A 13,408-nucleotide genomic window follows, 5' to 3' on the forward strand; every position below is an offset into this window, starting at 1 on the left:
AATACAATAATCAAATTTGAGTTAGTAAGTATTGTTTCAAAAATAATTTTGTTGTAAAGTAAATATTTATAACCAATATTATTGTGAAATCTTGTTTTCTTTTTTAAACACTTTAATCAAATATTTAATTACAATTGAGTCTTATCAAAACTAAAAAATCATTTTTTCAAAAAATAAATTTTATTTGCAAAAATATAAGAAGGCCCTTATTGCTTTTTTTCTTTCTTTAAAGAAGGTTTAATAACTTTTTGATAAGTTAAAAGACTTGTTTCAATAGCACTAAATGCTGATTGTTTATCTTGTATAGCTTCAATAACTACTTTTTTCTTTTCTAAAGTTTTGTAATTTTCAAAAAAATGCTTAATTTCTGCAATCATGGGCAAAGGCATATCTTTTAAATCTTGTAAATGAGAAAAATGCTTATCAAAAACAGGAACTGCAATTACTTTTTCATCTAATTCATTATTATCAATCATTTTAATTACTCCTAAAGGACGACATTTTACCAAAGTCATAGGATCTAGGATTTCTTGAGATAACACCAAAACATCTAAAGGATCGTTGTCTTCACAATGAGTTAAAGGAACAAAACCATAATTAATCGGATAACGAAAAGCAGTTGTCAAAAAACGATCAAGCAACAAAAGACCTGTTTCTTTATCAATCTCATATTTTTTTTACTTCCTTGAGAAATTTCAATAACTACTATAAACTCTTCTTTAGTAATTCTTTCGGGATTAATATCATGTAATATATTCATTTTTAAACCTCTTTATTATTTTATTTATTTTATAATTTTTTTGCAATGAAATCTTTTTTCTTTGGTAATTACAAAAGATACATTAAAATGCTTCCTGCAACTGCAACATTTAGGCTTTCGACATTTTGGGTGAAAATATTTACAAAATAATCAGAAAGGCCTTCTGTTTCCGAAGAAATCCCTTGCCCTTCATTACCTAAAACTAATACTTTTTTAGGATGTTTTTTAGCATCTTTTATAGTAATATTGGATTTTTGGGGAAAAGCACTAAAAATAGAATAGTTTTGTTCTTTAACTTCTTCTAAAAAAGATTTGGTACTTCCTCTTTTTAAGGAAAGCGAAAATAAGGCACCTTGACTTGATCTAATGGTTTTTTCATGATAAAAATCAGCACTATGAAAACTGGCAAAAACTTGATTAAACCCAAAAGCACTAGCAGAACGCATTAAAACTCCTAAATTAGCAGGGTCTTGAATATCATCCAAAACTAAAATTTTATCAGACAATAAATTGTTCTCTGAGATAGGTTTACAAAGAGCCATTTGATCAAAGACAGTTTTAGTTTGAGATAATTCTTTCATCAAAGAAGACTCAATAAAAGTCCCTGGTTTTTCTTCATTAGAAGTAAAAATGGCAACAACAGCGTTATTTTTTTGTGCTTGTTCAATAAGATGATCACCATATACTAAAAATTGTTGATATAAATCGCGATATTTTTTTAATTGTAATTTTTTTAATTTTTTAAAAGTAGAATTTTGTTTCGATGTAATCATAAATTTTCCTTTGATAAAATTGTTCCCTTTTTAAGATCTTTTTAAATATTATTTTATTGTTTTTTTATCTTTTGCATTTTAATATTGACTTACAATAGTTTGCTCTGGATTTTGTTCGCAAAAATGCTTAATTGCTTCTTTTACATCAAAAAAACCATAATCACAGATTTTAAATTGCAAATGTTGGTTTATATTGAGAGTAATTGTATTTTTCAAAGCATCATTTAATAATGCAAAATAATCTATTTTTTGCTCTTCTCTTTTAGTTTTTAGAATAGTTGGTTTAGTGGCAGGATTTTGAGGCAAATAAAGAGTACAACAATCATGAAAAGCACGAATAGAAATATCAAAAGTATCAATTTGTTTAGCTATTTTAATTATTTCATTTTTATCCATAGTAACTAATGGTCTTAAAATAGTCATATTTGTTACTTGAGTAATTGTTTGCATGCTTTCCAAAGTTTGACTTGCTACTTGTCCTACTGATTCGCCATTAATTAAACATAAATGATTTTTTTGACAAGCAAATTGAGAAGCTAAACGATACATCATCCGACGCATAATATTAATGATATAAGAATCTAGAACTGTTTTAGTAATTTTTTCTTGAAAATATCTAAAAGGCACTAAATGCAATTTAATTTGATTACCAAAAGCATAACGACTCAAAACTTTAGCTAAATCAATTACTTTTTGGATTGATTCTAAAGGAGTTAAAGGGCTGGACTCAAAATGTAATAACTCTACTGTAATACCTTTTCTCATTGCTAAATAAGCAGCTACAGGAGAATCAATGCCACCACTCATCAAAACAGTTCCTCTACCTCCAGAAGAAGCAGGAAACCCTCCTAAAGCTTGAGTTTCATCACTTTTCAAATAAAGATAAGTATTTTCTTTTCTAATAATAACATGCAAAATAACTTGAGGATTTTTAACATCAACTATTAATTTGCCTTCAAACTGATTTAAAATTAAAGGAGCAATTTGTTGGGTGATTTCCAAACTTTTTAAAGGAAAGCTTTTATCTTTTCTAGTGGTTTCTATTTTAAAAGAAGTATTTTTTGTAATTTTTTCTTGCAACAACGAACAAGTTTTTTGAACAATATCATCTAATTGTCTGCTTGCTTGACTTACTACAACAAAAGAAGAAATCCCTGATACATAAGACAATCTTTTAAGAATTTCTTTTTCTAAATTTACATCATAAATATATTCTAAATAAGCATAATCATGTTTAAAATACATTTGAACGTTGCAAAGATCTTTAATTTTATTTTGCAATAATTGCCTTAATGTATTAATGAAAGCTTTTTTATTTTTTCTTTTTAAAAATAATTCTCCAAATCTAATTAAAATTTTTTTCTGATACATAAAGTTCCTCACATCAATATTTTGTGTATGAATATTTTTGAATAAATTATATTTAAATATCTTTATACAATTAAAATATTAAAATATAATAACTTTTTACAGATTAATTATAACATGAATACAACTATTTTTGTGATACAACTGCATATTGATAAGTTTTTACCTTGAATACTACAATTATAAATTTATATATCCTCATTTAATAATATATCTTTTTAAAAGGATTGTTTTTCTTCTAATTGTTCCAAAAAATTTATATTTTAATATATTTTTATCTTTTGTGAATTGTGATGTAATCATTGGTGCATTGCTCCTTTTTATTTTTTTATTCTTTGGTTTGGTTTCGGATTGTTTTATCTTTTAGACATTCAACTTGTGAGAGTTTTAAATTTTTTCTGGAGTGATGCCAAAACTTAAACAAATAACATTAAATTTGTTTTTGCTTAATTTGGTTTTTAATTTTTTAAGGAGTAATTCATCATGATTTACTTGTTTTAACCATAATTGATGTGGGTTGAGGTTTCTTATTCTATCGGGATCATAATTTTTTTCTTTGAAAATGATATTATTTGATTTGGTTTTTTGTTGGATTGAAGGTGAGTGACTTTTTCTTATTAGTTCATTGATTGCTGATTTTATGATTGGGGGTTATGTAAGCAATGAAGTCATAACCTAAATCTTGTTAATTATTGAGAGATTTGATTAATCCTAAGAATCCTTCTTAGTACAAATAATCTCTAATTAACAATTTAGGGCAATATTTGAATTTTGAACTATTTTTTTACTAAAGGTAAATGAAGTTCGTTTAAATGATTACAAATTTCTAAATTCTTTTGTTTTTTAAAAAAATCTTTAAATAATTTTTATCTTAACATTTAGCCTTAAAGAGTTTTTAAAAAATAAAAGGTGTCTAAACTTTTGGAACAGCGCAAGATGATTGGTTTTTGTTGGTTCTAGTTAGGTTGGTGGATTTGGGTTTTACTTTTTTTCTTCTTGTTGCTTTCATGCGAAATAAGCTGTTCTAATTAACCCTACTAATAAAAATATTACAAAAAAAATTGTTGTTGTTTTGTTGTTTTGTCATTTTTAAATGTTCTCCTTTTGGTGGTTTTTAGGGTTTATTATTTTTTGATCTTACCTTTATTTTACTCTTTTTTGCGTAAAAATCGCTCAAAAATAGTACTTTTTATCAATAATATATCTTTTTATAAACAAAAAAAAGATTAACTTTTACAAAAGTTAATCTTTCCATATAAAAAAATATTTAATTATAAAATAATCTAAAAATAAAAAGGACTACCACCAATAAATTCTTTTAACAAAGACTCATGAAACACTAAATTAGAATCAAAAGATTTAAAAAAACTTAACAAATTTAAAAAATACTGAGCTTTATCAAAATACTTACTTGTTTCAGGAATTTGTAATAAAAAAGGAATCAAATATGGTTTTAAAACATTAAATTCATAAATTAATTCAGAATTAAAAACAAAATCAGCTTCTTTTTGAATAGGATAAATCCATCTAAACTCCCCTTTTCTCACAGAATCCCAAAACTCAAAAGTCCTTAAAATATTGGTATTCCTAGAAATATAATCTCTTATAGCTCTTCTTAAAAACCTTACATCGGTTAAATGTAAAGGATTGTGTAAATCTAGTGATAATTGATGTTGTGGAGAAATATAGATTTGAAATTTTTGTAATCTTGGAATAAAAGGAGTAAGTTTAGGGTTTATGGCATGCATTCCTTCTACTAAAATAATGTGATTATGGGTTTGAATATCTTTTTGGGTATGACTACGAGTAACAAAATCAAATTGTGGAATAGTAGTTTTTTTACAAGTAAGCAAATCATAGATATTTTGATTAAATAAAGGAATATTTAAGGCATCGATACTTTCAAAATCAAAGGAGGTGCCATCTTTTTCTTTGGGAATATCTTTCAAAGGCAAATAATAATTATCCATAGCAACAATAAAAGTAAAAATTCCTAAAGCTTGTAATTGTAATTGTAATCTTTTAGCAAACGTAGTTTTGCCACTAGAAGAAGGGCCTGAAATATTAATAATTTTAAGATTGGAAACGCGTTTAGCAATTTGGGTGCTTAATTGTTGCAACTGATTTTGATGATTAATTTCTGCAAGATTAATTAAATTGAATTGACTTTGAGCAGTTTGAGCAAATTGATTAATTTGAGAAACATTTTGTATTTGAATAGTTTTTTTAAAAGCCAAACTTTGAGTAAGCATTTGTTCAAATAGAGGCTCTTGTTGAAAAAGAGGAATTTTTTCATCACTAAAAGGAGTTACAAATTGAATAACAAACCCATTTTTATGATAAAATAAATTATATTTATCTAAATAACTAGTGTTAGGAACTAAACCTTGATACATATAATTACAATAATTTTGGCAAAAATAAAGGGTGACAAAGGAAGGATTTTTTTGTTTGAGGAGACTAATTTTATCCCCAAACCCCAAAGATTGATAAATTTGTAAGGCTTTTACAAGAGGCAATTTCTTTTTTGTAATATCTAATTTTTGATATACTAACAAGAGCATTTCTTCTTTGATTTGTTGAAACATTTCTGGCAAAAAAGTAATTTCTTTGGGAAAAGATGCCAAAATACTAGAAGAACTATAATAAGTAAAATGTAATGAAATATTTTCAAAAAGTTTGTAAGATGCCATAGCAACTAAATATCTTAAACTAGCTTCATAAATATTTACAGCCTCAGCGTGCCAAGCGCCTAAAAAAGCAATTTGATTGGTGGGGTCTTGCAATTTAAAGGTAAGTTCTTTTAATTTATTGTTTACTTTGGCAGCATAAACATTTTTAAGGTTTAATTGATTTTTTAAAGTCTCTAAACTAGTGTTTAAAGGAACATTTAAGATGGTTTGATTATAATAAACTTTTAGCACGATTTCCTCTGATACTGATAATATATTAAAAACCTCAATTAAGAGGCCTTTTCCTAAATAAAATTATTGTAATGTTTGTGGATTGCAATAAATAATATTGAAAAATAAAAAAGGTAAAAAATAATTAAAATGTGGGGGCATGAATGAAAAATGATAAAGATTGCAAAAAATAAAAAAGGGTAATTTTTTAAATAAAGCCTTTATCTAATAATTGCTTTCTTAAAATATCTGCTTGGATAAAATCTCTGCATTTTCTTGCATCTTGCCACAAAAAATATGTTTGTAAGTCTTTTTTTGTTGGTTTGTTAAATGGAATTGCAATTACTAAAGTATTTAAAATTAATAATAAAGAGTTTTGAAATTGAGATAACTTATCCAAAATTTGGGTTTGATGGGCTCGTTTAATTATTTGTTCCATTAAATCAATTACTTTATGAGTAGCAAAATCATCTTGCATTAATTGATGAAAAAGCTGCATTATATCTTGGTCTAAGGTTTGACAAAAAAAATGATTAACTTTTAAATAAAATTATTTTAGTTAAAAAATAAGTTATTTTTTTGTATTTTTGTTGAGTTTGTTCCATTAAATCATAACTAAAATTAATTGGCTTACGATAATGAGTACTTAAAATTAAAAACTTTATTATACAAGGATTATATTGCTTTAATAAATCTTTACACCAAATAATATTGCCTAAAGATTTAGACATTTTTTGATTTTGATAATCTAATCTTTCTACATGCATAAAAAAATTAGCTAGTTTTTGATGACTATGGGCATGTGTTTGGGCAATTTCATTTTCGTGATGAGGAAATTTTAAATCTGTTCCTCCTCCATGAATATCCAAAGGCAATTTAAAAAGTTGTTCAATCATAGTTGCACATTCAGTATGCCAACCAGGACGCCCCGCAAACCAAGGGCTTGGGTATGTGATGCCTTGAGAAGTTTTTTTCCACAAAATAAAATCTCCTGGAAATTCTTTTTGGGGGTCTAATTGTTTACGTACATTTTGTTTAAGTTGGGATAAATCTTGTTTTTTGAGTTTACCATAATCAGTGATTTTAGATACACGAAAATATATTCCTTGATCAGTAAAATAAGCAAATCCTTGGTCTAAAAGAGTTTGAATGTATAAAATCATAGAATTGATATATTGAGTAGCTTGGGGTTTAAAATTAATGGTTTGGATATTAAGGGTTTCAAGGAGATTGTTAAAAGATTTAATATACTTATTGGCTAAATCTTTTTCCAAAACTTGGTTTTTAAGCGAAGTTTCAATAATTTTATCATCAATATCAGTAATATTCACTACATAATATACCTTAAATTTAAGCATTTCTAAATATCTTTTCACTGTATCAAAAAAAATTAAAGGTCTAGTGTTTCCTAAATGCAGGTGATTATAGACAGTAGGCCCACAAACATAAATGTTAATTTGGGGCGGATGGTCAGGTTTAAAAAATTCTTTTTTGCGAGTTAAAGAGTTATAAATTTGTAGCATTAAAGAAATCCTTTTTGTTTGGAAAATGGAATAAAGAAAAAAGAAATGATAAGTAAATGAAATTAATTAATATATAAATATTATTTTTCAAATGGAATTAATTAGAATTTTTGGGCTTGTTTTAAAACATAAGATAAATTTTTAAGTACTTGTTTTTTTCCTAACAATTCTAATAAAAGGGCGATACTTGGACCATGCATTTTGCAAGTAGTTCCGATGCGCAAAGCCATAAAAAGTGTTTTTTTAGAAAAATCATTTTGGTTAGCAACTTGTTTAATGGCATTAAAAATAACATCTTTTTTAAATACAATAACATCAAAAACATTATAAAAAGTTTTTAAAATTAGGGTTGTTTGGGGATTAGTTTGTAAAAAAATCGTAGCTTCTTGTGATAAGGAAGGTTTGGTTTGAAAAAAAAGTTGATAAAAGTCTGCTATTTGTTGTATATAATTCATTCTATCTTGAAACAAAGAAACAAATTTAGTCATCCACTCTTTGTCATTTGTAGGAGCAGTTGTAAGAGTTAAATATTTTTTTTGCACAATAAATGATGCAATCACTTCTGGAGTTAATTTTCTTAAATGTTGATTATTCAAATAATCTAATTTAACTGTATCAAACATAGCAGGAGCTTTATTGAGGCGTGCCACATCAAATAAATTAATTAATTCTTGAGGACTTAATATTTCGGTTTGACTTAAAGGACTGAATCCTAACAAAGATAAAAAATTAAATAAGGCTTGTGGCAAGTAGCCTAATTTTTCATATTGTTCAATGAATTGCATAATGTTAGCATCTCTTTTACTTAATTTTTTTTGTTGTCGTTAAGAATTAAAGTCATGTGAGCAAATTGAGGAAGATGCCATTGAAAAGTTTGATAAATCATAATTTGTTTAGGGGTGTTAGTTATGTGTTCTTCTCCGCGAAAAATATGAGAAATCTGCATTAAATGATCGTCAATAACCACTGCAAAATTATAAGAAGGATAGCCGTTTGATTTGATGATAACCCAATCTTCAATTTCTTGACTTTGAAAAGTAAGTTTACCTCTAATTAAATCATCAAAGGAAAAAGTTTGATTGGTAGGAACACGGAATCTTATTGCAAAAGTAGTTGTATTTTCTTGAAATTCTTTGTAAGCGAGACCTTGATCAAGTAGTTTTTGGGCGTATTTTTGGTAAATAGCAAGTCTTTCTGATTGGCGATAAGGTCCAAAAGGCCCTTGGATATCGGGCCCCTCACTCCAATCAATCCCTAACCAACGTAAATTTTTTAATTGAGAAGCCTCGCCGCCTTTAACATTGCGGGAAAAATCGGTGTCTTCGATTCGGATGATAAACTCTCCTTGATTGTGTTTGGCAAACAAATAATTGAATAAAGCAGTACGGGCATTTCCTATATGCAAAAAACCAGTAGGGCTTGGAGCATAACGAACTTTAATTTTTTTCATAGTTACAGTAATGGTTTTCCTTTTAATTTAAAATCGATAAAGGGGAGATGTTGGTTAAAAAATTAAAAAAAGGAACTTTTTTACAAAGTTCTTTTTTGGATTAACGTTTGGAAAATTGTGGTGCTCGACGAGCTTTTTTTAAACCGTATTTTTTGCGCTCTACACAACGAGCATCGCGAGTTAATAAACCAGATTTTTTTAAAATGGCTCTTAATTCTGGAATACTTTCAATTAAAGCGCGGGCAATTCCTAAACGAATAGCGCCTGCTTGAGCTGAAAGTCCTCCACCATTTACATTCACACTTACATCAAAAACTTCTCTTTTTTCAGTTAATTCTAAAGGTTGAATCATTTCTAGACGTGTTGCAGGTAATGGTAAATATTTTTCAAAATCTCTAGTATTGATTGTAATTTTGCCAGTACCATTAGTTAAAATAACTCTTGCCACAGAACTTTTACGACGACCAGTACCAAAATAATTTACTTTTTTCATCTAATTAAACCTCTAAACTTTCTGGTTGTTGAGCTTGATGATTATGTTTTTGTTCGGCATAAACAAATAATTTTTTACCAATTTGTGAACCTAATTTAGTATGAGGAACCATTCCTAAAATTGCTTTTTCAACCATTCTTGTAGGAAATTTAAGCATCATTTCTGAAGCTACAACTTTAGTTAAACCACCAGGATAACCTGAATGTTTGTAGTAAGTTTTTTGTTGCCATTTTTTGCCAGTTAAATTAATGTAGGCAGCATTTATAACAATAACATAATCGCCATTGTCTACATGTGGCGTGTAATGTGTTTTATGTTTTCCTTTTAAAATGGAAGCCACTTTGGTAGCTAATCTACCTAGGATTTTGCCCTTAGCGTCTACTAGGTGCCATTTGGGTTTTACTGTTTTTTTATTAGCCATTAAAGTTTTTTGATTGTTTTTTGGTTGCAATTGTTCTGTCATGGAATTTTCTCCTTATCATTAGTGAAAAAATAGTGATTAATTTTATGTGTGTATTTATGTTTTGTTTGAAAGCGATGAAAACAAAAAAAGAGCTATGAAATATTTTGTAATTTTGATATGAAATAGTCTTAAATTATTATGATATATTAATTTTTTATTTTCAATATTCTCTTAATATTTTACTAAAATAATGTCATTAAGTCAAGTAAAAAAATAATTTTATTCGCTTTTTTAAAAAATAATGCATAAATTGTGTAAAAAAATGAAAAAAGGCAATGATGAATAGATGATTCTCGGATAATTTTGATATTTTTTATATAAAAATAAAAAAGGTCCAAAAAAATATTTACCACGTTGTAAACAACAAAAAAATAATTTAATAATAAATAAAAAGGTATTTTTTGCAATTTTAAATTTAAAATTGGGGAATCGTTAAATAAAATATTTTTTTGAGGCAAAAATATTATTTTTTAATTCTTAATTTATTTGATACACATTTACTAAACATTAAGGGAATTTTTAAAAGCAAGAGCAAAGTCTTTGCCTTTTAGCACTTCTACTAAAGCAAAAGCAAAGTCAAAGACAGTTATAGGGGAACGAGAAGTTACAAATTTATCACTAATAACAGCTTTTTTGTCTGGCAAATAAGTACCTTCAATAAAATTATTACAAGAAGGAAAACAAGTAAAAGGGTGGTTTTTTAATAAATCTAGTTTACCTAGAAACATAGGAGCGGCGCAAATAGCTCCAATAACTTTATTAGCATCAAAAAAAATTTGAATTAATTGCAATAAAAAAGTTTCTTTTTCAATAATTTGTGCCACGTAAGGTCCTCCAGGAATAACTAAAAAATCGTATTCTAAAGGATTAATGGTAGCTAAATTGGCGTTTGCTTTTACACAAAGCCCGCTAGAAGATACAACTTCTAATTGGGGATTTAGAGTTGCGCTTGTTAAAGGAAGGGATGCGTGATTTAATAAAGCTCTTGTGACTAAAGCCTCACAATCCTCAAATCCATCATATAAAACTAATAAACCTTTCATATTGTTCTTTGTTGTCTCCTTTTTAACTTTGTTATTTGTTTAGTTGCATGTGTTTGTAAGTAATTTTTTGGTGTTGGTGTTAGTTAATATAAATTAAAATACAAAGTGAAAATAAAAATAAAAAATACCACAAAAAAACTGTGATATTTTAATTATTAATTTTGGTTTGCTAAATATTTTACTAAATTACGTCTTTTGCTGTTTTTCATAAACAAACCCCTTTTAGAGTGAAAATCATGAGGATGTTGTTTTAAATGTTCACTTAATTGTTTGATTTCTGCTGATAAAATAGCAATTTGAACTTCAGATGAACCTGTATCTTTTGCAAAATGTGAATTTTGTTTAATGATTTCTTGTTTTTGTTCTTTGGTTAATGCCACGTAAAAACTCCTTTTTTTAATTTATATTTAGTTGAATTTGATAGGTTTTAGGTTTGATAATTAATGTTAAACTTTTAAAAATTGGTCCACATCAAGAACAAAAATCGTTGCTCCGCCAACAGAAACTTCAGTAGGAAAAGAATTATAAGCGCTAAACTCATTGATGATATTGTTTGGAATCATTTGAGTTTTTTTATGAGAATGGGATTTTATAATTTCTAAAGCTTTGGATACTTTTTCTTCTTTGACTCCCAAAATAAAAGTTGCATTAACTTCTTTTAAAAAGCCTCCTTTAGTAGCTAATCTAGTTGTAAAAAAACTATTTTCTATTAAAGATTGTTGTACTTTGTTAGCATCGTGACTAGAAACGATAGCTATAATTAATTTCATATTATCCACAATAGTATTATACCTTAATTTTGCTTTATTTGATGAAAAAAAATAACCAAAAAGTAGGTAGGAGAGGAAAATGAAAAAAGGATTGCGATTAGTGTTTATTAAGGGCAAAAGCAATTCGATTTCCCACAAAATAAACTGTTTGAGTTAAAATAAAGGTAATCAAAACAGATACTATAATTAAATCAAAACGAGTAAAAAAAGGTTCAAAATCATAATGTCCGTTATATCCATTATCAATTGCAACTGCTGCAATACCTTGATGCCCTACAATTTGCAAAACAGAAGAATAAGCAAGGGAAGTGATAAAAAGAGAAGCTAGTTTTAAAATGATATCAGAACGAGTTTCTACTAACAAAAATTTAGTCACAAATTGAAATTTAGTCGCCCCAAGACTAAATGATGTTTGGTATAATTCTGGATTAGTAGTTAAAAAAACTTGTTCACAATGGCGAGCAAAAAGAGGAACAATAGCCAAAACTAAGAAAAAAAGGGCAGTACCAAAACCATAACCCATGCGAAAATAAGGGATTAAAACTAATTTTAGTAATAAAACAATTAAGATTAAAAAGGGAGTAGAAATGAAAAAATTCATCAAACTATTTAAAATCCAATATATTTTATAATTTTTTTGTATTTGGAATAAATATAATAAAACTCCTAAAATAAGCCCTAAAAAAAAAGCAATAAAACAACCTATTAAAGTAATTTTAAGAGTTTCTTTAAAACCATTCCATACCAATTTATTTTTAGCTAAAACATTCCACAAACGAATAAAAATATTATTTTCCATTAAGTTTTTCCATTAATTAGAAGAAGAAGCAGAGCCTGTTTTGCCTAAATATTTATATTTAATGTTTTTACTTATTTGTTTAACTTCTTGTCTTGGAATCATATAAAAATTGGTTGCAAATGGGTTTGCTTCCATATATGCAATAGCTTCTTCTTCTTTTAAAATATCTTTTAAAATTTTAATTTTCCAGTCATTTTCATTATTGTTGGTAGTTACTAAAGAAATGGCATAAGAATAAAGAATATCATCTAACTTATTGGGTTTTTGTATTATGCCTAGTGATATAAATTTATTTATTCCTAATCCCATAACAGTAGGATAATTAAGACACAAATCAAAATCATTGTGAGCGAGAAATCTAGATGTAATTTTGTTTAAATCCGTTTCAGTAGTGTATTCTATATAAGGATATAAATCAGTAGATTTAAAATCTGTAGTTTTTAAATTAAATTGCTCTTCATTGATAAGAGTGCGTCCTGGGTTTTTTTCTTCGATAATTTTTAATTCTTGCAACAAACACAAAGCTAAAGAACGTTGAAAATTATCTTGTGGCATCAAAATTTTAAGATTGCTAGGATGGGTGGTTTTTTGAATGCTTTCTAAATTATTAAAAGTATTAGGTTTAGCAAAAAGCCCAAATTTAGCTAAATAAACTACTTGGCTAAACGTTAATTTGTCTTTATCTGTGATATTTGATTGTTCTTTGTTAAAAACATTTAGATGATGTACATGAGCGTCTAATTTGGCATCAACTTGTTTGTTTAAAAGTAATTCATTGGTTTGTTTAAATCCTAAACTTAAATATTGAACATCTAAATCAATATTGTATTCTTTTAAACGGTCTTTGGCATATGCCTCTAAAAAATCTTTAATAGTTGGCAGAGCAGTCGCTACTTTTAATTTATGGGTTTTTTGGTTATAGGAGTTATCAGCTAAAGTTTTTTTATTATACCAAAGAAAATAACCCAAAAGCAAATTACACAAAAGAGAAATAGTTAATAAGGCAAATATTAGATTTTTTTAGTTTTGGAAGATAAAAAAGATAGTTTAAACATGCAATGCG

The 13,408-nt window shown here is 27.0% G+C and carries 12 protein-coding genes and 3 pseudogenes; all 15 read right to left on the reverse strand.

Annotated elements, in window-relative coordinates; translation table 11 throughout:
- Positions 1–206: 206 nt before the first annotated feature.
- The 15 genes and pseudogenes from BBA70_RS03100 to BBA70_RS03170 all read right to left on the reverse strand — a co-directional run bounded on the left by BBA70_RS03100 (position 207) and on the right by BBA70_RS03170 (position 13,314).
- Positions 207–760 (reverse strand): annotated as a pseudogene (locus tag BBA70_RS03100) (inorganic diphosphatase).
- A gap of 68 nt (positions 761–828) precedes the next feature.
- Positions 829–1,533 carry a TrmH family RNA methyltransferase gene (locus BBA70_RS03105; protein ID WP_011412855.1) on the reverse strand — a complete coding sequence of 235 codons (705 nt, stop codon included), beginning with the start codon at positions 1,531–1,533 and terminating at the stop codon, positions 829–831.
- A 78-nt stretch (positions 1,534–1,611) separates the two neighbouring features.
- Entirely contained in the window at positions 1,612–2,904 is a 1,293-nt protein-coding gene (gene thiI / locus BBA70_RS03110) for a tRNA uracil 4-sulfurtransferase ThiI (protein WP_041639913.1), read from the reverse strand.
- 393 nt (positions 2,905–3,297) lie between these two features.
- A pseudogene (locus BBA70_RS03115) lies at positions 3,298–3,725 on the reverse strand (sigma-70 family RNA polymerase sigma factor); the annotation flags it as partial.
- A 459-nt stretch (positions 3,726–4,184) separates the two neighbouring features.
- Positions 4,185–5,825, reverse strand: a complete 1,641-nt coding sequence (locus BBA70_RS03120) for a nucleoside kinase (protein ID WP_011412857.1) — start codon at positions 5,823–5,825, stop codon at positions 4,185–4,187.
- Between the two features lie 187 nt (positions 5,826–6,012).
- Positions 6,013–6,303: a hypothetical protein gene (locus tag BBA70_RS03125; protein ID WP_252861641.1), complete on the reverse strand. Its 291-nt coding sequence runs from the start codon at positions 6,301–6,303 to the stop codon at positions 6,013–6,015.
- Positions 6,304–6,337: 34 nt separating this feature from the next.
- A complete protein-coding gene (gene cysS, locus BBA70_RS03130; protein ID WP_252861642.1) occupies positions 6,338–7,327 on the reverse strand; it encodes a cysteine--tRNA ligase in 990 nt (329 codons plus the stop codon).
- 101 nt (positions 7,328–7,428) lie between these two features.
- Positions 7,429–8,777 (reverse strand): annotated as a pseudogene (gene gltX / locus BBA70_RS03135) (glutamate--tRNA ligase).
- 100 nt (positions 8,778–8,877) lie between these two features.
- A complete protein-coding gene (gene rpsI, locus BBA70_RS03140; protein ID WP_011412860.1) occupies positions 8,878–9,270 on the reverse strand; it encodes a 30S ribosomal protein S9 in 393 nt (130 codons plus the stop codon).
- Between the two features lie 4 nt (positions 9,271–9,274).
- The gene (gene rplM, locus BBA70_RS03145; RefSeq protein WP_011412861.1) at positions 9,275–9,733 is read right to left on the reverse strand and encodes a 50S ribosomal protein L13; all 459 of its coding nucleotides are present in this window, start codon (positions 9,731–9,733) and stop codon (positions 9,275–9,277) included.
- Between the two features lie 500 nt (positions 9,734–10,233).
- Complete coding sequence (locus BBA70_RS03150) at positions 10,234–10,776, reverse strand: DJ-1/PfpI family protein (protein WP_011412863.1); 543 nt, start codon at positions 10,774–10,776, stop codon at positions 10,234–10,236.
- 155 nt (positions 10,777–10,931) lie between these two features.
- Complete coding sequence (gene rpsO, locus BBA70_RS03155) at positions 10,932–11,156, reverse strand: 30S ribosomal protein S15 (RefSeq protein WP_011412864.1); 225 nt, start codon at positions 11,154–11,156, stop codon at positions 10,932–10,934.
- Positions 11,157–11,222: 66 nt separating this feature from the next.
- Complete coding sequence (locus BBA70_RS03160) at positions 11,223–11,546, reverse strand: cyclic-di-AMP receptor (protein ID WP_041640035.1); 324 nt, start codon at positions 11,544–11,546, stop codon at positions 11,223–11,225.
- 97 nt (positions 11,547–11,643) lie between these two features.
- The gene (locus BBA70_RS03165) at positions 11,644–12,345 is read right to left on the reverse strand and encodes an ABC transporter permease subunit (protein WP_011412866.1); all 702 of its coding nucleotides are present in this window, start codon (positions 12,343–12,345) and stop codon (positions 11,644–11,646) included.
- A gap of 12 nt (positions 12,346–12,357) precedes the next feature.
- Positions 12,358–13,314, reverse strand: coding sequence for a MetQ/NlpA family ABC transporter substrate-binding protein (locus BBA70_RS03170; RefSeq protein ID WP_252861643.1), 957 nt, complete (start codon positions 13,312–13,314; stop codon positions 12,358–12,360).
- Between the last annotated feature and the right edge of the window lie 94 nt (positions 13,315–13,408).

This window comes from New Jersey aster yellows phytoplasma (assembly GCF_002554195.1).
GTDB lineage: Bacteria > Bacillota_I > Bacilli_A > Acholeplasmatales > Acholeplasmataceae > Phytoplasma.